Genomic DNA, 25,808 nt, shown 5'->3' with positions numbered 1-25,808 from the left:
TTAAAAAAGAGTGAAATGGCTGTAGCCATAAAAATGAATAAAGGGAAAAAGGTCTCACAAATCGTGACAAGAAGCTGTAATGATTACTTAATAGAATTTCTTCAATCAAAAAATACTTTTCTAAAACTGTATGGCAACTTAGAAAAAGCCATGACCAGTGCCTTACCTGAAAATGTCGGAGAAAATTGCAGAAAATGCAAACCTGAACTCTTTGATAAAGATTCATTTCCAAAAGAAGCTGGCGTTACTGTGTTAGGCAATTGCGATTTTTATCGGTCCCAAATGGGAGTAACTTACCTACTCGCTGCAAATGAGTTCATAAGAATTATAAAAAGCAACGAGTTATTGTTTCAAAATAAAATTTTCCTAAAGAAATTGACATTTCAGTTTTTTGCCTGTTTTGGTTATATCAAAGGTAAAGGCATAATGGTATTTGATTTGTCAAAACTCTGTAACAAACTATTGGAAAATGGTTTTATGCTAATTTCAGCTATTTTTTCAAAGTCCGATTCATTAAAAAATTTGAATATTATTAATGATACTATCGATTCGATTGATACGTCGCTTGTAAAAATTAAGCTCTACAACAGTGAAGATTTGAGTAGATTGGAGTTACAGAGAGAATTTTTTTCGAAGAAAAAGGAATTTTACAAAGAGAAACTATGGCTCGACCAATATGCAAAACCAAGTCGCCCCAAAAACTTTGGTGGTATTGTCAGTGCAAGACCCAATAGAACAGATATAGCTTATTACTGCTACTATACTTCAGAGACTAAGGAACTAAAAACTAATAATCTCTTTCCGACAAAAAAGGCATGGAAGGAAATAGGGGAGCTATTTGGTAAGGACGACACCAATATTCAAAAAGCCTACAATAAAATTTATTCAAGCAAAACTGAACGATTAAAGAATACCAAGACAAGGAATATAGAGTACGTTTTAGATAATATGTTGGCCACTTACCCAAAAGCCAAAAAGTTAGCCTTAGATGAGCTTAAATTGGCTATAATAGATTAGTGTACCTACCACATGGTTACCACACTTCAATAATCTTACCCACTAATTATAGTATTGCCTAAAATTTAGGTGATATGAAAAATCCATTTGAGACAATCGACCAGAGATTGTCAAGTATCGAAAATCTTTTACTGGAATTTGTATGCAAAGAGGCAGTGGAAGAAAAATCCGAGAACCTTACCGTAAAGGAGGCCGCTGAGGTTCTGAAAGTCTCAGAGCAATCTGTACACAATTATATTAAAAGAGGTTTCTTTTCTGCTAAGAGACTTGGTAGGGTTTTGCTCATTAAAAGAGCAGATCTAGATGAAGCATTAACTGAGGTTAAATCCATGAAATACAAAAGGGCTTAACCTCTTTTTGTATCTCTAAAAACGAACCTCGGAAATGGATAGTATCTATACATTGGCACTAAATGGGACATCTAGTTTCTCTAATAAGCTGGAAACGACCGTCATTACTGGCACTGGTACTCCAATTAAGAATAATCCCTCACTTCTAAAAAGAGCCAACAAAAAGGCAATCACAAATCAATTGGTTTTAGCAATGATAGATGTGGCAAAAGAAAAAGGAGAAACTGAAATAATAAAGCGGTATTACAATACCTTCCACTGTCAGACTAAACTTATAAGTAAAGACGGGAGGTATTATTGTAATTGGTGCAAAAATAGATGGTGTGCCACTTGTTGCGGTATAAGAAAAGCAATGATGATAAAAAAATATTATCCGATCCTTTCTCAATGGGAAGAACCTCATCTTTTAACTATTACCCTAAAATCTGTTAAAGCTAAAGATTTGGATTCTAGGGTAAATCAAATGGTACTAGCCTTTCAAAGAATCAAAGATAGGTGTAACAAAAGGCACATAAGAGGTAAGGGAATGAAAATTATTGGTATAAAATCATTAGAATGTAATTTCAATGCAACTAAAAGAACATATAACCCTCACTACCATTTGATAGTTCCAACTAGGGCAATCGGTTTGTACATTAAACAAGAATGGAAGAAAGAACTGAATAAGAACGAATTTAATGTAGGTGAAAAAGGGCAACATATACGTGCAGTGAAAGAAACTAAAAGGGATTTGGTTGAGGTTATAAAGTATGGAGCAAAAATATTAAGCGACCCAGACCCAACACATAAGAGAAAGCGAAAAAAAGGAGATATGACAGGTTTGCAGATCTACGCAAATGCATTACATACTATCTATAAAGCATTTGATAAACATCATTTATATAATAGGTTTGGTTTTAAACTGCCAAAAAGTGAAATGGCTGCAAAATCTGCTAGGGTAGTGGATGATTTTGAAAAATGGGAGTATAATTTTAAACTTATGGACTGGATCAATAATGATACTGGAAGAATGCTAACCGAATATGAGATGGATAGCTACTTAGAATTTATTTTAAATACCCAAATAGATAAGGAGCTTTGTTAGTGTTTTCTCAAATTCATTTGCGTATTTTTTAGTTGTAAGTATTATTTTACACCAAACATTTATATTTTTAAGGCTAATCAAAATACTGCGCTTAAGAATAGTACTATTCCTAATATGTACTCTCAAGAAGTTAGGTTTAAAATAACGAATGAACAAAACCAACACCAGAAAAGCACTTAATCCTGCTTATAGAAAACATAAACCTTTACGTAAAAAAGTAACTCATCTTATAGGTCAACTACAGAATTGTATAAATGCGGTCAAATTAAGTGATGACAATGGCGAAAGTGAAGAGCATATAAAATCCCACTTCAAGGATTTCTTTACTAATACATTTTATAACAATAATTACATTAATACAAAAGAACGTATTGATTTAGCAATTTATCTAGATGGTACGGCTAATTCAGATGTTGGTGTAATCATTGAGGCCAAAAAACCAAGTAATAAGGCCGAGTTCTTAACAGAGAATAATCTTAATCGTAAAGCATTACAAGAATTATTACTCTATTACTTACGTGAAAGAGTAGACAATGAAAATAATAATATTAAGCACCTTATTGCTACCAATGGTTATGAATGGTATTTATTTAAAGCTGAAGATTTCTATAACTATTTCTACAAGAATAAGGCACTCTTAAGAGAGTATAGAGACTTTAGAGATGGCTTAAAGGATACTACTAAAAATGAACTTTTTTATAACGAAATTGCTAAAAAATATATTGCTGAGGTCGAGCAGGAATTACCTTTTGCTCATTTAGATTTCTCTAAAACCAATTTCAATAAATTAAGTGATGCACATCTTAATACATTATATAAAATCTTTTCAGATGTCCATATACTAGGTCATTCTTTCGGTAATGATAGTAATCAACTTAATAAGGCGTTCTATAATGAGTTATTACATATTATTGGTTTAGAGGAGGTAAAAGACAAAGGCAAAAAAATTATTAGTCGTAAGTCTGAAAAAGATAGAGATTATGCCTCACTATTAGAGAATACGATTGTTATTCTCGAAGATAGAGACTACTTATCCAATATTGAAAGTATAGAAAACAACACAGAGAAATCCTTTAACGCAGGATTGGAATTGTGTTTGACTTGGGTAAATCGTATTCTATTTTTAAAGTTATTAGAATCTCAATTATTAGCCTACCATAAGCAAAATCCGAAATATAAATTTCTAAATGCTTCATTCATAAGTGATTATGACGAGTTAAACGATTTATTTTTCTCTGCGCTAGCCAAAAATGAAGACGAGAGACATCCTAAATATAAAGAGAAGTATAAGGATATACCGTATCTCAATAGTTCTTTATTCGAGCGTAATACATTAGAGAACGAAGCCTTTGAAATATCAGCATTAAATAATGATGATATTACATTGTATAATAATACAGTCTTAAAAGATAATAACAACAAACAATTAAAAGGTAAGCTCTCAACCTTAGAGTATTTATTCAAGTTTTTGGAAGCCTATGACTTTGCTACCGATGGTAACGAGGGCATAGAAGACGAGCAAGAAAATAAATCGCTAATTAATGCATCCGTATTAGGATTAATATTTGAGAAAATAAATGGTTATAAGGAGGGTTCGTTTTATACCCCTGCTTACATAACAATGTATATGTGCAGAGAAACGTTGAGGCGTGCTGTCGTTCAAAAATTTAATGTTTTAGTAAACGACCAGATAGAAACTTTTAAGGACTTACAGTCTTACTGTAGCAAATACTTTAAAACAGATGACCTTGAACGTTTTAATAAGGTTGTAAATAGTCTACGCCTATGTGACCCTGCCGTAGGATCTGGGCATTTTCTAGTCAGTGCATTAAATGAATTAATTGTCATAAAAAACGAATTGGGAATTTTGGTTGATGCAAAAGGAATACCGCTACGTTGCGATATAGAAATAGTAAATGATGAGCTTTACGTTATAGATGACAGGGGTTCATTATTTGAGTATAACCCTGACGATAAAGAAAGTGTACGCATACAACATACCCTATTTCATCAGAAACAAACCCTCATAGAAAATTGTTTGTTTGGCGTCGATATTAATCCGAACTCCGTTAAAATATGTCGATTGCGTTTATGGATAGAATTACTTAAAAACGCCTACTATACCAAAGAAAATAGATTGCAAACACTACCCAACATAGATATAAATATAAAGTGTGGTAATTCATTAATCAGTCGTTTTAAGTTAGACGATGATTTAAAAGATGCATTTAGAAATAAAAAGAACCCAAAACTAAAATATACATTTACTGATTATAAAAATGCAGTTTCAGAATATAAAGAAACTAATAGTAAAGACCGTAAACGTGAAGTTTTAGAAATAATAGATGAAGTAAAGGATAATTTTAAAAGTACTTTAGACAGTAAATTTATTACAGTCTTGGAGAAAGCCAAAAATCGATTGTTTCTTAAGGAAGAACAAATTAAGAACTTAAAACAGTTTGGTGAGAAAATAACCAAAGCAGAGAAAGAGCGTCTAAAGGAGTTGAAAAAAGCTACCGAAGAAGCATACTTAAAAAAACAAGAAATCGTAAATAATGCTATTTATCTTAATGCTTTTGAGTGGCGTTTTGAGTTTCCAGAGGTACTAGCCGATGATGGTAGCTTCATTGGTTTTGACGCTTTAATTGGAAACCCACCGTATGCCGTTTTGGAGAAACAACGAAATTCATCTCTTCAGCCATATCAAGATATATTAGAGTATTCAAAAATCACACAGAGATTCAAGTCTGTTGAAGGTGGGAAACTAAATCTTTATAGATTGTTTATCCACCTCTGTAAGGACATTACGAGACCTGATAGCAACATTAGTTATATTATACCACTAACATTGATTGGTGACAACAGTCTCTTTTCGACGAGAAAATTTATCAGCGAAAATTTTTCTGGGATTACCCTTCATTGTTTTCCGCAAAAGGATATCCCATCAAAAAGGGTATTTGAGGATGCTAAACAATCAACTTTAATATTTTTTGGTGTAAATGATTCGCATACCGCATTAGATGACAAAATAATTAATGTTCATACCTACCCATTTAAATCATTTGACGACGAAAAGAAGTCTTACGTAACAAATTTCACTGAGCTACTGGAATTTGATAGTTATAGATTATCAATTCCTCTCGTTTCTGAGTCTGAATGGATAATTTTAAAAAAAATTCATCAGTTCGAAGTAATTAGAGATATTGATGAGATAAGAACTAATAGAGGGGAAATTAATCAAACTTTGAACAGGAGGTACATCTCTAATAAACCTGGTCATGCTGATTTTTTAAAAGGAGTTCAAATTGGTCCTTATAGAATAAACAAGAAATTAAGTCAAGGGGAGAAAGAGTATTTCGATGAGAAACTTTATAATGAAGATGGAAGAGTAAATCAGTTATCTGAAATTAAAAGAATTGGTATTCAACGCATAACTGGTGTTGATGAGAAGCTGAGAATCGTAGCTACAATTGTGAATCCCAAAATCTATTTTGCGGACTCAACTAATTCCGTTATAAGTGAAGAACCTTATTCATTAAATGTACTTGCAGGTTTGCTTAATTCAAAACTCTTCCAGTGGAGGTTTAAAAAAACTTCAAGTAATAATAATGTAAGCAATACAGAATTAGAGTCTTTACCGATTGCCTTTGATAAATATATTTATAAAGAGATTGAGCATACAGTAACAGAAATTTTGAAAATTAAGAATGTCGACCCTAAAGCCGATACAAAATCATTAGAGGAGAGTATTAATAAAATGGTCTATAGATTATATGGATTATCTAAAGAAGAAATTAAAGTTGTGGAGGAAGGATAGCATTCAATTCGGTTCATTAAAGTTTACGAAATAATTTAAAATTTTCCAATGCCTAATTACTTTGAAAATAGATATAACATAATAACCATCAGCGAATATTTTAAGAACATATTATCTTACCAGTATTCAAGTCATATAGAAGTATGCGAAAAAAATTATTTCATCGAAATAGAAAAAGACTACAACAAAGATTTCTATTGTCAAATGATTGATAATGACATTGAGCCAAGATGGGGTGAAAATTTATTAGATAAACTGATTGACTTTAATTCGCCATATGATTATATGATTCTAGACTGTGAAAATCTTGAATCATACATAAAATTGTATAACGTGTTCACATGGTTCATATTAGATTTTGTATATTTTTTAGATATGCAAGAGGTAGATAAATTTGAGTTTGCCAATTCGTTAATTAGATATCACAAAACTGACTTCGTAGTTAAGTTAAAGCGAGTTGCTCGAAATATTAGAGAGTATCCAATATCAAAAACAGAGGTTGACGAGTCATTTGAATATATGGAAGATTATAGATATGACGGTTTAAATTTTTAAGTAGCTCAATTAAATTTTGATTTTGTAAAATGAATTCCCCAATGCAAACCAACAATTAACAGTGTAAGGACTAAATAAATTAAAATAGATTGGCATTAATTTGGGTATGTACATTTATTTAAAAATTGTTAGTAAGAAAGGAACTAAATGGCCAGACAACCAATATCAGAAGATGAGTATAGAGCTAAATTTAATTTGGCTGAGGGTCTAGGTAATTCAGACCCTATCCAGTTTAATTCTAAAAAATTCGATTTTATCATCGAATTGGAACCGCAGCACAGAGAAATTATTTTTATTGACTGTGAGTTCATCAACCCCATATCTTTTTGCAAAGGGATTCCATTAGTAACAGTAGTTGAAGAAAATAGTGAGGATGGTAATAGTTTTAATCAAATTGAAACTAATGTATTTGGTGAAAGCGTCTCTTTTAAAGAGTGTGATTTTCAAAAAAAACTACAATTTGATGACATTAAATTTAGCAAAAAGTTTATCATGCATGATTGCCGAGTAAGTCAGGCATCCTTTGACAATACTACATTTAACGGCTTAACAGATTTTTGGTTGACTACATTTGAAAACGATATAACTTTTTATAAGACAGATTTTAATAAAACTACAGTATTCAGTATGGCAACATTCGTAGGGAATGTTTTATTTACTTATGCGCTATTTTCATCTAAAGTTATATTTGCAAGAACAAAGTTTAAAAAAGGAATAGATTTGTCACAAACTATAATTTCAGGAACTTTAAAACCTTTTGATTTAAAATTTGATTTTAAGGAATTTATTACTGTGTACGTTGGTGAGAATGATAAACAATATCAAAATTATATAGATGAAAAGCATATAATACCTTTGGTTAATAAAGTGCATACTTTTCAGATTTTAAAAAAATCCTTTGAAGATATTGGCAATTATTCAGACTCGATTTTAATGCTTAGGGAAGAGAAAACGGCATTAAAAGAACTGGTGAATAAAAGGTTGAAGAGCAAAGACTCAAATGTAAATAAGGGCGATAAGTATATATTATGGTTAAACAGGTTATCAAATCATCATCGCTCAGATTTCAGGAATGGTATTTTGTTTACTCTAGGCGTAGCGTTTATATTCGGTTTACTTACTTTAACTTTTACAGAGGCTTATCAAAATAATATCTGTTACTGCACTGGTAAACTTGATGAAAGCAAGTTCATTAACGGAGTGAAGTTTATTTTTACTTTTTTAAATCCGGCTCGCAGCTTATCATATTTGGAAAGTTTGACCCCTACATTTTATGGTATCGCATATATTTTTGATTTTGTTGGTCGTATAGCAGTTGGCTATGGTATATATCAAACAGTACAGGCTTTTAGAAAATTCAAGTAATATGGCTCACAAAGGGTTAAAATATGAGTTAAATTTCTGAGAACTGTCAACTATACTGTCAACCAGAAAAGATAAGCCCCGTTATCATTACGATAACGGGGCTTTCTGCGGAGGAAGAGGGATTCGAACCCCCGGAGGTGTGACCCTCGCTAGTTTTCAAGACTAGTGCATTCGACCACTCTGCCATTCCTCCATGACTACATCTTCTAAATATTATAGAATTCAGACGATGTGCCCACCAAAGCAACCAAAGTTGCGTAGGCGGGTGCAAATATAGAAACCTTTTTCCGCTACATAAAACTTTTGACTTTTATTTTTTCACCAACTTCTCAGCACTGTAAAATGCTCCATTGATATACGTTCTCAAAAAGTAAATACCCCTTGGTCTACCGTTCATCCTTACTTTTAATTTGGTATTACCGGACGGCACAAAGTTTCTGTCTCTTTTTACTAGTCTGCCATAGCGATTATAAACGAACAAACTGACTTTGGAATTTTCAGGCACGGTTACATCCGCAATAAAGTAGTTGACAAACGGATTTGGATAAACATCCAAGTTGATCGCCTCGGTGGGTACGGCCTCGCATGCACCCAAAGTGCTTCCGAAATACAAATAGTAAGCGACGGCCCACTGCGGCACACAAATCGTTCTGCCGTAAGAGCACATTTCTACTTTCGCCCAACTTCCATTCCCACATTGTATATCAATAACCTCTACCGTTATTTCCTTTTCCGATGCGCAGCCATTGGCATCAGTAACCGTAATGTGATAGGTGGTCGTGCTTTCCGGTTCGACATGTAACGTTTGGGTAGTTTCTCCTGTACTCCATTCGAAGGAGTAAGGGGCTAGCCCGCCTGTAATACTGGTTACGCCAATCGTTGCTTTTGCCAGTGGTGCGTAGCCTAAATATATTGTTGTGTCCGAGGTATATTCCACGCTAAGGGTGTCTGGTTCTGAAATCGTCACCGTACCCTCCGCAACGGCACCCATGGCATCCAAAACCGTTATCGTATAGTCGCCTCCTGAGAGCCCGGAAGCCGTAGCCGTCGTTTGCCCATCGCTCCACAAATAGGTATAGGGCGCAACACCACCCGAAAGTAGGGCAGTGGCTGAGCCGTCAGCTTCTCCCGCGCAGCTTACGGAATTAGACGTAATCGAATCCAATTTAAATTCTTCCAATATAAAACGTGCCGACACCGGAAAGTGATCCGAGGTGGTGTTGGTATAGTCACTATCATAAAACTCATAGCCAACACTAACTGTTTCGTCAATATAAGTGGGCGCTACCTCATTGGATACCAGAATATGGTCTATCATATTTTCCCGAAATACGAATGAACGGAAACCACCTTCACTTAAAGCGCTACTTACTATGGTATAATTCTCCGCATCTAAAACATACGATTCATACGAACTCACGGTCGAGGCAATATCCGCAACGGTCTCATCGATATCATCATTGAAATCCCCCAAAAGAATTAGATTGGAATCCGGAAACTGAACATCGAGACTATCTTTTAAGACCTCAACATCAAACTTACGCATGTCGTAGCGCTCTTGTGCACCATTACCACTATTGGCCCTTGCGTGCAATGCGACCAAATCAAAACGCTTGGTCACGTTGTTGATCGTTACATCGGCGTTCATCAGAAAGGGAAGACGCCCACTGGCATAGAACCGTGTTTTATCCGCTACGGGATAATCGGCCAATGCACTATCGTCACCACCGTTGTACAAGGGATGAATAGTTTCCAAAAGCGGTCTAGTCGCTATGACCGAGACCGTATTGGTATTGTAGATAAACCCTACTTTTTGCTGCAGGCCATCGGTAGCATCGGGGCGCGAGGTCGCTGGTGACAAAACATACGCGTATCCGGGCAATGACCCGATCAACTCTTCAAAAAGGGGCACATCCACGATTTCCTCAACCGCGATTAGATCGGCATTCAATTCAGCCAGAACCCTTTGCACACTATCCCTTTGGATGGCGTCCGACATCGGATTTCCGGCAGCTGGGGAATTCTCTTCTTCCCCGAACCATTCAATATTCCAAGTAACCACATCAAAAGTCTCGTCCTTATCTATCTGTATATCGCTTCCTAAAGGAATATATGGTCCAGCACATTCGAGGTCGCTTTTGGAGCGGGGCAGTAATTGGTAGGTTTCGAAGAACCTTCCTACTACTCCGATGACCTCTCCGCAGTCGGAGGGTTGACCTAGTCCAACAATGGCTTCCACGTCATTATCGATACGCAGTTCTCCGGTACCGTTGGCATCCGTAAGGCTGTAATTGGAGTTTCCAAACAGGATGTCCCCTGGCTTTGGGAAAGCAGGATCTAGTATCCTGACCAACTCCGCAGGATGATTCGCCAGATCACTTAACGAAATCGTAAGCGGAACTATCGGAACATTAGGTTGTCCATTGTTGGTCACTTCGGTGACCGTACTCAACTGTATTTGGTCATTGAAAGCACTTCTGGTCGCGGTGACCGTAATCGAATCCCCGACCATAAAATTGCCGTCACCATGGACTTTCTCATCGAAAATGGCGATTCCGGCGGTGGCATCCTGAAGGTATGCCGAGCCGCCGAATTGATCTGAGACCGTTAACACTCCGCTAACGGTAACCAACTCGCCAAATTCCGCCGCTCGTGCCTCAAGAACTGATATGGTTTCCGGAGCTGGTGGCACTGCACCGTTTTCAGCACCCGGAGTGGGCGTGTCCTGGGTATAGCTGGCCGTATTTCTAGCGCCACCCGATCCGTTCGGAATACGTTGAACGGAATCCCCATCTTTGTTCTCCATCCCGTCCTCATTCACCTGCAATTCCCCAGTGTTCAATAGTTGTAGGAGTTCCTCATCATCACTGTCACTCGTATCATAAACAACGGCATCTAAAAGTGTTTCATTGATCAGTAACGGCGTGTCGTTCGGGAAATCGGTTGCATCAGCTTGATAAAGAGCGGCCGCATCGGCACCGTTTTGAATACCGTTCGTGGTGAAAGCGACCAGGTCGACATTGGCCACCAATGCGCTTCCGATAACAAAATATCCATTTTCGTCGGTGGTAAAACCATCTAGGTCGATGGCCTCGTTATAACTCTGATTGTCACTACCATTATACAGCACGATCACTAGGCCATCAAGCGCCGTGTTGCCGGCACCACCATCGTATAATTCAATGAACTCCAAGGCATCTGTACCTGCGGTATCAGCATCCAATTCATTGATGATAATTTGTGCAATACCCGTTATCATATATGTACCAATGGGAAAAGGACTAGTTGCCGTACTATTCGCACTTTGTCCATCAAAGGCGTTAGGGCCGCTGAATGTCCAATCGGCCAGGGAAAAAGAGCTTCCATTAGGCCCAGTGTTTTCATTTCTATAAGCCCATCCATCGGAATGCTCCCAAGGTTGACCAGTACCGTCCATGGCTATTTCGCCAAAGATATCAACAACTGCCCCATCTTTGAATAACTCTATGGCATCATCGCCATTAATGGCCATTGCCCCTGAGGTATAATCCGGTTCAAATCCGAAAAACTCCTGAAAGCCAGGTACCTCGGATGAAACATAGATGAAACTGCCTGCGGTGGCCGAAACCGTTGGAAAGGTAAATTCCTCGCCATCGGTACCGCCGCCATTATTGGCAGATCCCAATCCGTAGCTACTAAGGTCGGTTATATCGTCGGTTACATACAGCTCAACTCCCTTGGGGACGCCCCCAGTTAGAGGCCCATCAAAGACCCCGGTAATCAGCAGCGCGGTTTCACCACTTGGCGTAGGGGCTTCCAAAGTCGTAAATACTACGTTTGTACTAGGGTCGGAAGCGTTTCCGGCAGCATCTAGGGCCACCACACTCAATAGATACTCGGTATTCGGCATAAGACCGGATACCATAAAACTGGTTTCGGTTGTACTGCCCTGTTCGGTCGTGCCATTGAAAACGCGATATTCCGTAACACCAATATTGTCGGTAGACGGATTCCACGATAAAGTAGCACCTTCCGCAGTTATCGCACTGGCCATTACATTTTCCGGCGTACTTGGGCTTTCCGTATCGACAATAACGATGGTCGTGTTTACGGCACCCGGTGTTGGTGGTGCGAGCTCGTACCCAAGCGTGTTTCTTGCCCCGCCAGCGCCATTAGGAATCCGTTGCATAGAGTTTTCACCTGCGTTGCCTCCCAAATTCTCATCTATCTGAGGTTGCCCGGAATTCAGTAATGCAAGAAGTTCAATGTCGTCACCATCACTAGTGCCGTAAACCAGTGCGTCTAAGAGATTGGTGGTCGTTATGGCCGACCCGGAGGGAAAGTTGGCCGCATCATCTTCGTAGAGTGCTACCGCATCGGCACCGTTCTGAACACCGTTGGTCGTAAATGCCTCTAAGTTAACATTCGGCACCCCGGCGCTACCGATTACAAAATAGCCGTTGGCATCAGTAGTGAAACCATCTAAATCTATGGCGTTATAGCTTTGGTCATTATTTCCGTTGTATAAAACCACTACGAGGCCATCCAGCGAGCTGTTCCCGAAACCGCCATCAAAAAGTTCAATGAATTCCGTGGCATCTGTACTCGTCTGATCAGCGTCAACTTCATTGATAACGATACTGGGACTTGCGTTGGCAAAACGATCTTCGGCCTGCGGCCCACCCCAAATTCGTGTGGCAAAGGAGGGATTGTCAATAAATGGGTTTCTATTACCTTGAATACCTTCCAATAGGATGTTCCTATTGATTTCTACCTGCGATACGGGGTCTTCGGCGTTCCATTCCAGGAAAATATCCCGCATGTCGGGATCAAAGGTTGAATTGCCAAGACCAACCACGTTGGGTAAACAGCGATCTCCATAACGGAGGTACATGTACATCATCATACGTGCCACATCACCTTTCCATTCATCTCCTGGGTAAAAACCATTGTTGATGGCTTTCGCATTTCCCGTATCGTCTATATACGGCCGATTGCCGCGTACGCCATTGAATTGCACGTCGGATGCCCGTAAGTGATGTGCATCCGATCCGGGCCCTTCGCTCCCCAAATTGGGATTGCCCAACGATCTCGGGTAGGTATGTTCCCTGTTCCAATCCCCATTATTGCCGCCATTCATGTCTTTCGAACGTGTACGGTCATTGGTACTATCGGAATCGGTATCGTCATAACCGTAAATCAATAACACCTTGTCAGGATTTGAAGGATCTAGGTCGGTTTGCTTTAAAGCATCCCAAACACCCGGGGTATAGGTCAGTTCCGTTATCTGTGTATCAGTGATCAAAGTAGAGAGGTTTGACTCCAGGGCCTCGCCAGAAACGGAAATATCGGTACCGCTGTAATAACTTGGTACTTGCGCATTACCGAAAAGTATACCACACAAGATGAAAACTGTGGACAGCATATTCTTTAAAAAGTAGTTTTTTTTCATAGTTCTCGATTTTTTAAGGGTTCGCAAACTTAAGAATTAACCTACGTAAATCCCATCAGGCGAGTTAACCAATTGTTAAGAATTATTAACTTTTGACTTAGAGACTGTTTTGAAATACCTCGGTTATTTTTTTACAGCCTCTTTCTGCACATTATTTCGTTAAAATTTTTAACCGTAGCGCTGCTATGCTAAAAAATTTTGCCTCATACTGCATCTAAAATAGGCCATAGAAATTCTAACGACATATTTCAAAACAGTCTCTTATTCGAAACAAAAAGTCATTCTTGAATTGTAAAACATGTCCTTTGCTTTAGGAAACCGATTTTAGCGCCTATTTTTGCGCCATGGAAGAATGGTACCATTACGTGATACTAGTGGTGACCGGTTTCGCCGTCGGTTTTATCAATACCGTTGCCGGGGGCGGGTCTTTACTTTCATTGCCCGTATTGATTTTTTTGGGACTTCCGCCTGGCGTGGCCAACGGCACTAATAGGGTGGCTATCGTGATTCAGACAGCCTTAGCGACAGCAGGCTTTAAAAGCAAGGGCGTGTCTACGGCGCCGTTCAATATCTACCTCGGGATAGCGGCTTTCTTCGGGGCCATCATCGGGGCATATATAGCAGTGGATGTTAAAGGGGAAACATTCAACCGTATACTGTCAGGTATTATGGTAGCGGTGGTCTTGATCATTATTTTTAAGCCTAAAATGAAACTTGAGGAGTTGCAGGAGCGCATCACGGGAAAGTATCTTTGGGTCGGAATGGCGGCTTTCTTTTTGTTCGGTATCTATGGCGGATTTATCAATGCGGGCCTAGGGTTTATAATTATCCTATTTTTGCACTATATAAACCACATGACCTTGGTACGCTCGAATGCGACCAAAGTAGCGGTCGTTTTTATTTACACGCTTGCGGCGTTGACAGTTTTTGTAGTAAACGATAAGGTAGATTGGGAGGTCGGTCTTATTTTGGCAATCGGCAATGGTTCCGGGGCATGGCTTGCCAGTAGGGTATCGGTAAACAAAGGCGATGGCTTTATAAAAACCTTTTTAATCGTTATGGTCTTGATCATGGCCGTTAAATTGTGGTTTTTTGATTTAGATTAAACTTTATTTTTCATTTCCACAAAAGCGGAAATCTCTAAAATAGTACAGTTAATACTAAGAAATGACAGATATACTAAGTGATTTAAATTGGCGCTATGCCGTAAAAAAATTTGACTCGGATCGCCTGCTTTCCAACGAGAAGATCGAAAAGCTGAAAAACGCTTTCAACCTAACGGCAACTTCGTATGGTCTGCAGCCCATCCGTTTGGTGGTATTACGGAATAAAACGCTTCAAAAGGAGCTGGTGACGCATTCTTTTGGACAAGCGCAGGTTGCACAAGCCTCCCATATTCTCATTATCTGTATCGAAAATAAGATCGATTCAAAGTACATTTCGGATTATTTTGAATTGGTCCAGAAAATCCGCGGTACGAGTGATGAAATACTAGATCCTTTTAAAAATGATCTGGTAAACGACTTTTCGAAAAAGGATAGGGTTCAACTACAGCAATGGTCAAAAAACCAAGCGTATTTGGCAATGGGTAACCTTTTGACTATCTGTGCAATGGAGAAAATAGACGCCTGTCCGATGGAAGGTTTTAATCCTTTGGCTTATGATGAGCTCTTGGGACTGCAGAAAAAGCGAATATCCTCGGTTTTAGTATTGCCTGTTGGATATCGAGCTGAGGATGATGTCTTTTCAAACTTTAAGAAGGTGCGAAGACCGATAGAGGAAAGCGTTATAGATATTTTTTAGGATAGAGAGAAGAGAGAAAAGCGAAGAGAATATAGAGAAGAGATAAGAGAATATAGAGAAGAGATAAGAGAATATAGAGAAGAGACTAGAGATGATAGAATGGAGGAATATAGACCCTCAGGCATTTGGAGGGAATAAATTTTTGCTTTTGGAATTATGTTTAATTTACCGCAAATGATGGGGGAACCGGAACATCCCTTTTCACCCAATTCTATTTCTCATTAAACATTAATCACTTAAGAAGACATGCCAGGATTTGAACTTTTTGGAGATAGGGAGCGAGCAGAAGTGAATCAGGTATTGGAGACCGGCGTCTTGATGCGCTATGGGTTCGATGGAATGCGAAATGGACAATGGAAGGCCAAAGAACTTGAAAAGGCTTTTTCCGAACGTATGCAGGTGAAGCATACACAACTCGTTAGCAGCGGCACGGCGGCATTGACCGTTGCCCTCGCCAGTGCGGGAATAGGTGCGGGAGACGAAGTAATCATGCCGACCTTTACTTTTGTAGCAAGTTTCGAGTCCATTTTGGCACTTGGGGCGGTGCCCATCTTAGTGGATATCGATGATACTTTAACGTTGAACCCTTCTGCCGTTGAAGAGGCGATTACTTCCAGAACCAAGGTGGTCATGCCCGTTCATATGTGCGGTTCTATGGCGGATTTAAAGGCATTGAAAGCTATTTGCGACAAATACGACCTGCTGTTGTTGGAAGACGCCTGTCAGGCCATCGGTGGTACCTTTGAAGGAAAGCCTTTGGGAAGTTATGGAGATTTGGGCTGCTTTTCTTTTGATTATGTGAAAACGATTACCTGTGGCGAAGGAGGGGCGATTATTTCGAACAACGAAAATTACATCAAGAACGCCGATTATTATTCCGACCATGGTCACGATCACGTTGGAAGCGATAGGGGAGCGGAAACACATCCATTTTTGGGATACAATTACCGTATTTCCGAATTGAACGCCGCGGTAGGCTGTGCACAAATTCAACGTTTAGACGAGTTTTTATCGATTCAAAAGAAGAATTATACGATTTTACGTTCGGCCTTGGAGACTGCGTCCGATATCACTTTTAGAAGAGTACCGGATGGTGGTGAAGAAAGTTATGCCTTCCTGAATTTCTTTCTCCCATCCGCGGAAAAGGCTAAAGCAGCCCATAAAGCACTTGGTGCGGCTGGAGTGGATGCCTGTTTCTATTGGTTTGATAACAATTGGCACTATTACAAAAAATGGGAGCATCTGACGGAAAAAAAATCCTTGGGAAAGTTACCGAACGAGGTAATTGCACAACTACCGGACTATTCACGATCCGATTTCAGAAAGTCCGACCATTGGATGGGCCGAACGATTTCCTGTCTTATAAAGCTGGGCTGGACCGAGACCGAAGTGACCCAAAGAGCCAATACAATGGTAGAAATCCTTAGTACACTTCGCTAGTACGGTACGTACTCGACAATCTCCAAGCCGTAACCGACAATACCTACGCGCTTGGCCTGTTCGCTATTGGTCAGCATTCGGATTTTAGAAATATTCAAATCGTGTAAAATCTGGGCCCCGATTCCGAAATCCCGATGATCCATATCAATTTTTGGAGCTTTGTAAATGCCTTCTTTTTGCAACTCTTTCAATTCTGCTAAACGGGAGAGCAGGTTCAAGGCTTCCGAATCCTGATTGATAAAAACGATAGCACCCTTGCCTTCGGAATTGATTGCACTAAACATTTCCTCCAATTTTTTGTCCTCATTGTTCGTCAGCGTTCCCAATACATCATTATTGACTAAAGTAGAATTGATGCGGGTCAATACCAGGTCTTCCTTGTTCCAAGTGCCTTTCGTTAAGGCAATATGCACTCGGTTGTTGGTTGTTTGCTTGTAAGCCCTGAGGCGAAAGGCCCCGAAGCGGGTGGTGATATCAAAATCCTCCTTTTTCTCGATAAGGCTGTCGTGTTCCATACGATAGGCGACCAACGATTCTATGGAAACGATTTTCAAGTCGAATTTTTTGGCTACCTCCATCAATTGTGGAAGTCTTGCCATACTGCCATCATCGTTCATGATTTCAACGATAATACCAGCGGGCTTCAATCCCGCCAAACGGGCGAAATCTATAGCGGCTTCCGTATGGCCGGTCCTCCGAAGTACACCTCCCTCTTTGGCCACTAAAGGGAAAATATGACCAGGTCGTGCCAAATCGTGGGGTTTTGTATTCGGGTCGGTCAATGCACAGACGGTTTTGGAACGATCCGAGGCCGAGATTCCAGTGGTTACACCGTCTCCCCGCAAATCTACGGATACCGTGAAAGCGGTCTCCAATGGATCGGTATTGTTGCTGACCATCATATGAAGCCCTAGTTCTTTGCAACGACCCTCGGTAAGTGGGGCGCAAATAAGTCCCTTCCCGTGGGTAGCCATAAAGTTGACCGTTTCCGGAGTCGCTAGCTCGGCAGCGGCCAGAAAATCACCTTCATTCTCACGGTTTTCGTCATCTACGACGATAATCACCTTGCCTTTGCGAATATCGGCAATAGCTTCCTCAATGGTGTTTAGTTGAACGGTATGCTCACTAATTTTGGTCATAATTGCTGCTTACTGTTAGAAATTAACTGTGCTAAGCTTTCATTTAGCCTAGATATTTCCTCTAATTTACTTTCAATCTCTTTAAGGGAATTGCCACCGGTTTTGATTAGATTGATGAAAAAACCAAATACTTTTCCAGTAAGAAATTCCACAAAATCAAAATTCTTCCTTTTTTTCCGTAAAAAGAAGTCAACCTCCTTCACTGTGATTTTTGGATATTTTACCAGTTGCCTATCGATGAAGCCGGAGGAGTCGGTTCTCTTCAATAAAATCAGATTTTTCAAGTTTCGCTCATGAATTTCGATAAACTCCGAACCATCGTTTATGCTTCTATTTTTTACGAATTGACCCGTGGCTACCAGCGATTTTCGCAGCATATCTATTTCATCATTAGAAAGTCTTCTTGACTCTGAAAGTGAGTTTTCAATTTGTTGAATGTCGATACGGTTTTTTTCTTCGACCTGCTTTCTTGAGAAAACCCCTTTAATTTGCCCTATAAAACTGGCAAAATTTACCCCACCTTTATCAGCGGTAGCCCGTTTCGTCAGAAATATGCCCAAAGGTAGCATAATCAATGTAGAAACCCACGCGCCCAAAATGGGATGAATATTGCTTTCCTTCGCATAGTTTTCACCAAATACCCCGACGAAATAATACACCAAAAATAAAATTATCGCAATGACCATAGGTAAACCGACCCCACCTTTTCGAATGATGGCACCTAAAGGCGCCCCTACGAAGAATAGGATGATACAAGAGAGTGCCAGCGCGAATTTTTTGTGAAGCGATAAGATATGGAGGTTGTGAATTTTGTACCTTTTGTCTAATTCATCTTTTTTCCCACCTATCGTGGTCAAGATATTGGAGACCGAGGTTTTGGCGGAGTTCACGATTCGTATTTGCTGTCCTTCCTCGTATAAATCGAGAATATTGTTCGATTTTTCGAATGCGGCATTGGTTGGTGTAATCGAATCATTTATTGATTGAAGCATATATTCTTCAGATGCTTCATTGTTTTCTTCAATAGCTTCCTGAAGTGCAGTACTATTGATAAAATTTTTTAATTTTTTGGCATTTTGCTCTTTCGCTTTGGTCCTTGCATTTTTTTTGATAAGAGGAATAAAACCACCGCTGCGACTGATAATATTCTTTGAAAAAGCTTCGACAATCCTAATATTGTCTTTATTCAGCGAATCGATATCCTGAGTCAAGCGAGAAACGTTTTTCATTTTATAGGTACTGATATCTCCCTCGGCTTCTAGGTCTTGCTCCAATTCGGGGATCTCGATGTTGATACGATAGATATCAAAGGTGGACTTTACAAAGGGGTATTTTCTTTTTTCTGTATTTTTTCTGGTTTGTACATCCTGATAATGGTGCCCGTCTTTCAGTATAAGTTGAATTACATCCGATTTCTGACTGCTGACCAATTCGCCGCTTTTGGCCTTGATCACCTCATTATTTATATTCGTCGGGGTTTTTTGATGTACGATGATCTCCCTCAAAAATCGGTCTTTTTCCCCGTACTTTTCGGCCACCTTGATACTCATACCCTCAAAATCGCTAAAAACGCCTTCCTCTATCGCAGCGGCAGGTTTTACCTTGGCGATGTTACGCCGCATGTTATAGATTTTTTGTTCGGAAGCTGGAATTACGCTGTTGGCAAAGTAAAAGGTAACCCCGCAGAGGAAGATGACAAAAATGATAAGGGGTAACATGGCGCGTTGCAGCGAAATGCCCGAAGCTTTCATCGCGGCAAATTCATAATTTTCGGCAAACGTTCCGAAAGTAAGAATGGATGAGAGGAGTACCGTAAGCGGAAGCACCTTTTCCGTCAAGTTCGGCATGAGATAAAAAAGGAACTTACCGATAATAACGATATCGAGTCCCTTACCTGCCAAATCATCAATAAAAAGCCATATCGTTTGAAATATGAAGATGAACATCAATATGACAAACGAGCTGAAAAAATTGAATAAAAATCGCGATAAAATGTATCGGTCTAGGAGTCGCAACGGCTTAAGTTAGCTTAGTTTCGTATGATATAGTACCCATCGTCTTCGTACTTCTTCGCATCAAAAGTAAATAAGCTTCCGGACAAAGCTTGATTTGTTTTAAAAGAATTAACAGTAATCGTAGTGGTAGTGCCGTTTTTACCGGTTTCGATCAGTTTGTAAATGTGCTTGGTTTCCGCATCGATACCCAGCAATCTGGATTTTACTTCCGAATCGGTATCCATCGGGGTTAATTTCACATATTGTATTTTTCGGCCCTGAACATTTTGCGTAATGTCCATTTGATAGGTATGCCCTTGCCTGTAGAACGTAAGTAGGCTAGAGGGTGACATTTCATTATCGTCTGTAGTTTTATCCTCAATGGTCACCTCCTCGTTTTCAGGAACAATGGTGTAGACTTTGGTGCCGTCGTATAATTGTTTGGCCCCGAAGAGATCGCCTAGGTACTTATCTCCCTGCATAGTGACCTCTCCGCGTGTCTCTTGATTGATACCGGCCTCGGCATTGCTGAGCACGTATTTAAAGTCTACGTAAATGTTATCATATCCCTTGACTTTAGCGTAGACTTCGTCCAATAAAGCCTCGGCCTTGGGATCGTTCTGGGCAAAAGTGGTCCATGTACTTGCAAACACCAAAGTCAAAAGTAAAATTCTCTTCATGATATTATTTTTATGTTTTTCGTACTGTGATTATATCAGTAGCACTATTCTCTATTTGATAAATTGACTATCCTTTTTCGTTTTGGAGCAATAAGTCCAGAGAAGTCAGATCAGGCACAAGCACCTGCCTTGCCTTACTACCTTCAAAGGGACCTACGATACCCGCGGCTTCGAGTTGATCTACGATTCTGCCTGCACGGTTGTAGCCCAATTTTAATTTTCGTTGGATCAGTGAGGCAGAACCTTGCTGGGCGGTTACAATAACTTCTGCCGCTTCCCTGAACTTCGCATCCCGTTCCGATATGTTGTAATCAATACTTGTGCCAGAATCCTCCCCGACATACTCCGGTAACTCGTATGCCTCCGGGTAGGCACGCTGAGAACCGATGAACTCAGTGATCTTATCCACTTCAGGCGTATCTACAAAGGCACATTGAATACGGGTAACGTCATTACCTTGGGTGTAGAGCATATCCCCGCGTCCGATCAACTGATCAGCACCTTGGGCGTCTAAAATAGTTCTGGAATCTATTTTGGAAGCTACTCTAAAGGCGATTCTTGCCGGGAAGTTCGCTTTGATGATTCCTGTAATTACATTCACCGAGGGTCGCTGCGTCGCAATAATTAAATGTATACCGATGGCCCTGGCCAATTGCGCCAAACGGGCCACAGGAGTTTCGACTTCCTTTCCGGCCGTCATGATCAAATCGGCGAACTCGTCAATGACCAAGATGATGTAGGGTAGAAACCGATGCCCATCATGCGGATTCAATTTTCGTTTCTTGAACTTATGGTTGTATTCCTTAATGTTTCGTACCATGGCCAGTTTAAGCAGTTCATAGCGATTATCCATTTCAATACAGAGCGAATTCAAGGTATGGATGACCTTGGTATTATCGGTAATAATCGCCTCTTCAACACCTGGTAGTTTGGCCAGAAAATGGCGTTCTATCTTATTGTAGAGGGTCAGTTCTACCTTTTTGGGGTCTACCAAAATAAATTTCACCTCCGCGGGATGCTTTTTGTACAATAGGGAGGTTAAGACCGCGTTCAATCCCACGGATTTTCCTTGACCGGTAGCACCTGCCATTAAAAGGTGAGGCATTTTGGCCAAATCGACTACGAACGTCTCATTGCTTATGGTTTTGCCAAAGGCGATCGGCAACTGCATTTCGGCCTTTTGAAATTTAGTGGAAGCGATTACCGACCGCATCGACACTATAGTGGCATTTTTATTGGGGACTTCAATCCCGATGGTACCCTTACCGGGAATGGGGGCAATGATACGAATCCCCAGTGCAGCTAAGGAAAGGGCGATATCATCCTCAAGATTCTTGATTTTTGAAATGCGCACTCCTGCTTCGGGAACGATTTCATATAGGGTTACCGTAGGACCAATGGTGGCCTTGATTTGGGCTATCCCGATTTTGTAGTTCTTGAGCGTGTTGACGATTTTATTTTTATTTTCTTCCAGTTCTTCTTGATTGATCGTGATTCCGCCAGTGGCACCATGTTGGTCCAACAAATCAATATGTGGGAATTTGTAATTACCGAGCTCCAAGGTAGGGTCGAACTCCCCGAAATCATCAACAAGTTTATCGGCAATGTTATCTTTCTCCTCTTTTTCCTCAACTATTTTCTCTACTTCTATTTTAAGGTCTTCAATGGATTCTTCGTCGACTGTGGGTTCCGTAATTTCCAAAACCCCTTCGGAAGCAGGTTCTTTTTCAATAGGAGGGATGTCGTTTTTATGGGTATAGGTGTCGATAACTACGGGTGTGTCTTCCTCTAGCTGTACTTCGAAGGAACTATCCTCATCACTAGTCGTACCGGAGGAATTCACTTTTTTTGGCTTGGAATCGAACGCCGCCACCTTTTTTTTCAGAAATTCAAAAATCCCGTCCGGGCTAAATTGGAAAAAACGAACCAAAATAAAAATCAAACCGAACAGAAGCAGCAGAAAAACACCAAGTTTACCGGCATAGTCCTGTAGGAAGTCATTGATTTCGTAACCTACGAGACCTCCCAAAAGCGGTCTTTCCGCGGCAAAAAAGCCAAGTGCCACGGAAATCCAAATCATGAATAAAAGTCCCCAAATGTATTTTTTGACCAAACCTTTGGCCGGCATACTCAGAAAACGATAAAGTCCACTCATAAAAAGTAAGCCCGGTATCACAAGGGATGCAACGCCAAAACCCTTATACATAAAGAAATGGCTTACCGCGGCCCCGAACTTGTTTAACAGATTTTGTGCGGCTTCATTTCGCACCTTGAATTCGGTGAGCAGGCTCTGGTCGTCTTGCCATGTAAAATAAAAGGAGACAAATGAGAAGAATAGGGCAATGCTGAAAAGCATCAAAAGGCTTCCCAGTATGATTTTATTTTGTTTGGATATTTTAAAGGAACTGGGTTTTTTAGTAGGTTTCGCCCGTTTCTTTCTAACCTTCTTTGCCATTAACAGTTAAGTTCTGGGGTCAAAAGTACAAATTTAGAGACTGTTTTAAAGTATGATGTAATAATTGTTCCACCTTTTCGGTACGGCTTTCAAAACATCTTTGGAAGATAGATGATCAACCCGATCAGCGTCGCGGCAATCGATACAAGCATCACGGCACCGGCTGATACGTCTTTTATAAATCCTATTTTGGAATCGAATTCAGGTTGTACGTAATCACAGATTTTTTCTATGGCCGTATTCAGACCTTCAATGCCCATGACCATACCGATGGCGAAAATTTGAAGAATCCATTCCGTGTTCGATATGTCGAAATAGAAGCCTACGGCCGTCATCACAAGGGCTATGAATACCTGTATCTTAATGCTGGCCTCTGTACGTACCAAAAGCAAGGCTCCGCGCAATGCGAAGCCCACACTTTTTAGTCTGTTTACTATGAAGGATTCCTTAGCCATTCGATAAAGCCGCCAAGGCTGCTTCGTAATTGGGTTCGTCAACGATTTCAGGCACCTGTTCGGTGTAGGTAACCTCACCTTCCCCGTTTAATACAACGACCGCTCTGGAATGGAGCGGCATTAAAGGACCATCACTAAATGCAAGTCCATAGGCCTTTCCAAAATTACCATCCCTGAAATCCGATAGCATTTCGACGTTTTCGATGCCTTCAGCACCACAAAAACGGGCTTGTGCGAAAGGGAGATCCTTGGAGATGCAAAGTACCGTTGTATTATCCAACTCGGAGGCTTTTTTATTGAATTGCCGAACGGATTTCGCGCAGGTACCGGTATCGATACTCGGGAAAATGTTCAATACGATTTTTTTGCCTTTATAATCGGCGAGGGTAGCGCTAGACAAATCACTCTTGGTGAGCTTGAAATCTGGAGCGCTTTTTCCAGTTGCAGGAAGTTCGCCTATGGTATGTATAGAATCTCCGTGTAGTGTTACTGTTGCCATTTTAGTATGTTTTAATGAATCGTGAAATTAAAGAATAAATAGCGTTTATGCAGTGTAGTTTAAGCTTTTATTTTGACGCCGTCAACATCTTTATTTTGATATTCAGGGCCGCAAAAAGCAAGGTCATAAACGGACTTAGCCAGTTGAAGATCGCATAAAAGAAATAGTCGGTCACACTCACCCCGAGCACACCACTGTGATATGCGCCACAGGTATTCCATGGGATAAGTACAGAGGTTACCGTTCCGGAATCCTCTAAAGTCCTACTTAAATTTTCGGGGGCTAAACCTCTGTCTGCGTAGGCTTTGGAAAACATTTTACCCGGCACAACTATGGCCAGATATTGATCTGAAGCAGTAACGTTCAAAGCTAAACAACTGCCCACGGTACTCGCGAATAGGCCAAAGGTGCTTTTGGCCATGGAGAGTAATGATTTCGTAATTCTGGAAAGCGCACCGATACCATCCATGATACCCCCAAAAACCATGGCACAGACAATAAGCCAAATGGTCCCTAGCATACCGCTCATCCCTTTGGATGAAAACAAATCGGCCAGTGCCTCGCTGTCAGAGGCGACATTTGATTTTACGGTAATCGCATTTAGTATGCCTTTGTAAGCGCTTTCAAAGGTAAGGGTATCGCTCCCTCCGATAGTGGCAACAATTCCTGGTTGAAAAATTAGGGCGAAAACGCCACCGAGTAAGGTTCCGATCAGCAAGGCCAAAAGCGGAGGGGTCTTCTTTAGAATAAGACCGATGACGACCACCGGCACTAAAAATAGCCAAGGCGTAATGTTGAAACTTCTATCGATAGAGGCTAAAATCGCTTCTGTGTCGGTAGTTCCGTTCGTTTCAATGGTGAGGCCAATTATGATAAAAACCGTCAAGGTTACCAATATCGTGGGCACCGTGGTAATGGTCATGTAGCGAATGTGCGAAAACAATTCGCCTCCCGCCATTGCCGGTGCTAGGTTTGTAGTATCGCTCAAGGGAGAAAGTTTATCCCCGAAATAGGCGCCTGAAAGAATGGCACCCGCGGTCATCCCTAAAGAGATGCCTAAAGCTTCGGCGATTCCAATCAAGGCAATGCCTACCGTGGCTGAAGTCGTCCAGGAGCTCCCGGTGGCAATGGAAATTATGGCACATATAAATACACAGGCCCCCAAAAATATTGTGGGATTCAATACTTGTAGTCCGTAATAGATCATGGAAGGAATGACGCCGCTGATCAACCAAGTTCCCGATAGGGCACCGACCATCAACAAGATAAGTAGGGCGCTCGAGGTCGATTTCACGTTCTCGGCCACCTCCTTCATCATTTTTTTGTAAGATATCTTATTGAAATACCCTACAATGGCCGCTACAGCCCCGCCCAATAAAAGTATAAACTGATTAGAGCCACTTAGCGCATCATCCTTAAAGACATATACATTATACGCTAACATACCTACCAGGATTACAACTGGAAATAAGGCTTCCCAAATGCTCAACTCCTTATTTTCTACTATGTTCTCATTTTCTCTATGTTGGTCCTGCGGTTCGTCTTGCATTGTGCTTTGGTTTGTTGTGCCTAATATTACGATTTTGATTTTGCCCTTGCAAATGTGCTGATTTAGGTGCGCTGGTGTCATCAATAGCATCTTGACGGCGCAAAACACTGATAAAGTATTGTTAAACAGATGAGTACGAATAGCATTTTTCCTAACTTCCTGGTTCACGGATAAA

17 protein-coding genes and 1 tRNA gene are annotated in these 25,808 nt (G+C 40.3%); 9 read left to right on the top strand and 9 right to left on the bottom strand.

Features of this window, described 5'->3' with window-relative positions; translation table 11 throughout:
• Positions 1-15: 15 nt before the first annotated feature.
• The 6 genes from FGM00_RS08370 to FGM00_RS08345 all read left to right on the top strand — a co-directional run bounded on the left by FGM00_RS08370 (position 16) and on the right by FGM00_RS08345 (position 8,188).
• On the top strand, positions 16-1,017 hold the full coding sequence (locus FGM00_RS08370; RefSeq protein ID WP_138852464.1) for a hypothetical protein: 1,002 nt from the start codon (positions 16-18) through the stop codon (positions 1,015-1,017).
• A 74-nt stretch (positions 1,018-1,091) separates the two neighbouring features.
• Entirely contained in the window at positions 1,092-1,367 is a 276-nt protein-coding gene (locus FGM00_RS08365; RefSeq protein WP_138852463.1) for a helix-turn-helix domain-containing protein, read from the top strand.
• A gap of 34 nt (positions 1,368-1,401) precedes the next feature.
• Positions 1,402-2,451 carry a protein rep gene (locus tag FGM00_RS08360; RefSeq protein WP_138852462.1) on the top strand — a complete coding sequence of 350 codons (1,050 nt, stop codon included), beginning with the start codon at positions 1,402-1,404 and terminating at the stop codon, positions 2,449-2,451.
• 148 nt (positions 2,452-2,599) lie between these two features.
• Positions 2,600-6,268 carry a type IIG restriction enzyme/methyltransferase gene (locus FGM00_RS08355; protein WP_138852461.1) on the top strand — a complete coding sequence of 1,223 codons (3,669 nt, stop codon included), beginning with the start codon at positions 2,600-2,602 and terminating at the stop codon, positions 6,266-6,268.
• 48 nt (positions 6,269-6,316) lie between these two features.
• A complete protein-coding gene (locus FGM00_RS08350) occupies positions 6,317-6,823 on the top strand; it encodes a hypothetical protein (protein ID WP_138852460.1) in 507 nt (168 codons plus the stop codon).
• A 147-nt stretch (positions 6,824-6,970) separates the two neighbouring features.
• Positions 6,971-8,188, top strand: coding sequence for a pentapeptide repeat-containing protein (locus FGM00_RS08345; RefSeq protein WP_138852459.1), 1,218 nt, complete (start codon positions 6,971-6,973; stop codon positions 8,186-8,188).
• Positions 8,189-8,296: 108 nt separating this feature from the next.
• Here FGM00_RS08345 and FGM00_RS08340 read toward each other — a convergent pair.
• Both FGM00_RS08340 and FGM00_RS08335 read right to left on the bottom strand, forming a co-directional pair.
• Positions 8,297-8,381 (bottom strand) — tRNA-Ser (locus FGM00_RS08340).
• 117 nt (positions 8,382-8,498) lie between these two features.
• Positions 8,499-13,619, bottom strand: coding sequence for an endonuclease (locus FGM00_RS08335; RefSeq protein ID WP_138852458.1), 5,121 nt, complete (start codon positions 13,617-13,619; stop codon positions 8,499-8,501).
• Between the two features lie 344 nt (positions 13,620-13,963).
• On the opposite strand from FGM00_RS08335, the gene FGM00_RS08330 reads away from it, so the two are divergent.
• From FGM00_RS08330 to FGM00_RS08320, 3 genes are all read left to right on the top strand, one after another.
• Entirely contained in the window at positions 13,964-14,725 is a 762-nt protein-coding gene (locus FGM00_RS08330; RefSeq protein ID WP_138852457.1) for a sulfite exporter TauE/SafE family protein, read from the top strand.
• A gap of 61 nt (positions 14,726-14,786) precedes the next feature.
• Positions 14,787-15,422: an NAD(P)H-dependent oxidoreductase gene (locus FGM00_RS08325; protein ID WP_138852456.1), complete on the top strand. Its 636-nt coding sequence runs from the start codon at positions 14,787-14,789 to the stop codon at positions 15,420-15,422.
• 246 nt (positions 15,423-15,668) lie between these two features.
• Entirely contained in the window at positions 15,669-16,862 is a 1,194-nt protein-coding gene (locus FGM00_RS08320) for a DegT/DnrJ/EryC1/StrS family aminotransferase (RefSeq protein ID WP_138852455.1), read from the top strand.
• Here the strand turns inward: FGM00_RS08320 and ribB are convergent.
• From ribB to nhaC, 7 genes are all read right to left on the bottom strand, one after another.
• Complete coding sequence (ribB, locus tag FGM00_RS08315; RefSeq protein WP_138852454.1) at positions 16,859-18,001, bottom strand: 3,4-dihydroxy-2-butanone-4-phosphate synthase; 1,143 nt, start codon at positions 17,999-18,001, stop codon at positions 16,859-16,861. The two genes, FGM00_RS08320 and ribB, sit on opposite strands and share 4 nt — an antisense overlap.
• Positions 17,998-20,016, bottom strand: coding sequence for an LptF/LptG family permease (locus FGM00_RS08310; protein ID WP_138852453.1), 2,019 nt, complete (start codon positions 20,014-20,016; stop codon positions 17,998-18,000). The genes ribB and FGM00_RS08310 overlap by 4 nt, the downstream gene beginning before the upstream one ends.
• A 14-nt stretch (positions 20,017-20,030) precedes the next feature.
• On the bottom strand, positions 20,031-20,675 hold the full coding sequence (locus tag FGM00_RS08305) for an outer membrane lipoprotein periplasmic chaperone LolA1 (protein WP_138852452.1): 645 nt from the start codon (positions 20,673-20,675) through the stop codon (positions 20,031-20,033).
• Positions 20,676-20,742: 67 nt separating this feature from the next.
• On the bottom strand, positions 20,743-23,130 hold the full coding sequence (locus tag FGM00_RS08300; protein ID WP_138852451.1) for an FtsK/SpoIIIE family DNA translocase: 2,388 nt from the start codon (positions 23,128-23,130) through the stop codon (positions 20,743-20,745).
• Between the two features lie 89 nt (positions 23,131-23,219).
• Positions 23,220-23,585, bottom strand: coding sequence for a diacylglycerol kinase (locus FGM00_RS08295; RefSeq protein ID WP_138852450.1), 366 nt, complete (start codon positions 23,583-23,585; stop codon positions 23,220-23,222).
• Positions 23,578-24,084 (bottom strand): thiol peroxidase, encoded by a 507-nt coding sequence (gene tpx / locus FGM00_RS08290; protein ID WP_138852449.1) that lies wholly within the window; start codon positions 24,082-24,084, stop codon positions 23,578-23,580. The genes FGM00_RS08295 and tpx overlap by 8 nt, the downstream gene beginning before the upstream one ends.
• 67 nt (positions 24,085-24,151) lie before the next feature.
• The gene (gene nhaC / locus FGM00_RS08285) at positions 24,152-25,633 is read right to left on the bottom strand and encodes a Na+/H+ antiporter NhaC (protein WP_138852448.1); all 1,482 of its coding nucleotides are present in this window, start codon (positions 25,631-25,633) and stop codon (positions 24,152-24,154) included.
• Between the last annotated feature and the right edge of the window lie 175 nt (positions 25,634-25,808).

This window comes from Aggregatimonas sangjinii (assembly GCF_005943945.1).
Lineage (GTDB): Bacteria > Bacteroidota > Bacteroidia > Flavobacteriales > Flavobacteriaceae > Pelagihabitans > Pelagihabitans sangjinii.
Note: the sequence above shows the minus strand (reverse complement) of the source record. Positions and strands in the feature narration are given on the sequence as shown.

Excerpts from the sequence above, each read along its gene's own strand:
- FGM00_RS08335 (WP_138852458.1), bottom strand. The coding sequence starts at position 13,619 with ATGAAAAAAAACTACTTTTTAAAGAATATGCTGTCCACAGTTTTCATC.
- FGM00_RS08355 (WP_138852461.1), top strand. The coding sequence starts at position 2,600 with ATGAACAAAACCAACACCAGAAAAGCACTTAATCCTGCTTATAGAAAA.
- FGM00_RS08350 (WP_138852460.1), top strand. The coding sequence starts at position 6,317 with ATGCCTAATTACTTTGAAAATAGATATAACATAATAACCATCAGCGAA.
- FGM00_RS08345 (WP_138852459.1), top strand. The coding sequence starts at position 6,971 with ATGGCCAGACAACCAATATCAGAAGATGAGTATAGAGCTAAATTTAAT.
- FGM00_RS08360 (WP_138852462.1), top strand. The coding sequence starts at position 1,402 with ATGGATAGTATCTATACATTGGCACTAAATGGGACATCTAGTTTCTCT.
- FGM00_RS08300 (WP_138852451.1), bottom strand. The coding sequence starts at position 23,130 with ATGGCAAAGAAGGTTAGAAAGAAACGGGCGAAACCTACTAAAAAACCC.
- FGM00_RS08295 (WP_138852450.1), bottom strand. The coding sequence starts at position 23,585 with ATGGCTAAGGAATCCTTCATAGTAAACAGACTAAAAAGTGTGGGCTTC.
- tpx (WP_138852449.1), bottom strand. The coding sequence starts at position 24,084 with ATGGCAACAGTAACACTACACGGAGATTCTATACATACCATAGGCGAA.
- FGM00_RS08320 (WP_138852455.1), top strand. The coding sequence starts at position 15,669 with ATGCCAGGATTTGAACTTTTTGGAGATAGGGAGCGAGCAGAAGTGAAT.
- nhaC (WP_138852448.1), bottom strand. The coding sequence starts at position 25,633 with ATGCAAGACGAACCGCAGGACCAACATAGAGAAAATGAGAACATAGTA.
- FGM00_RS08325 (WP_138852456.1), top strand. The coding sequence starts at position 14,787 with ATGACAGATATACTAAGTGATTTAAATTGGCGCTATGCCGTAAAAAAA.
- ribB (WP_138852454.1), bottom strand. The coding sequence starts at position 18,001 with ATGACCAAAATTAGTGAGCATACCGTTCAACTAAACACCATTGAGGAA.
- FGM00_RS08370 (WP_138852464.1), top strand. The coding sequence starts at position 16 with ATGGCTGTAGCCATAAAAATGAATAAAGGGAAAAAGGTCTCACAAATC.
- FGM00_RS08330 (WP_138852457.1), top strand. The coding sequence starts at position 13,964 with ATGGAAGAATGGTACCATTACGTGATACTAGTGGTGACCGGTTTCGCC.
- FGM00_RS08305 (WP_138852452.1), bottom strand. The coding sequence starts at position 20,675 with ATGAAGAGAATTTTACTTTTGACTTTGGTGTTTGCAAGTACATGGACC.
- FGM00_RS08365 (WP_138852463.1), top strand. The coding sequence starts at position 1,092 with ATGAAAAATCCATTTGAGACAATCGACCAGAGATTGTCAAGTATCGAA.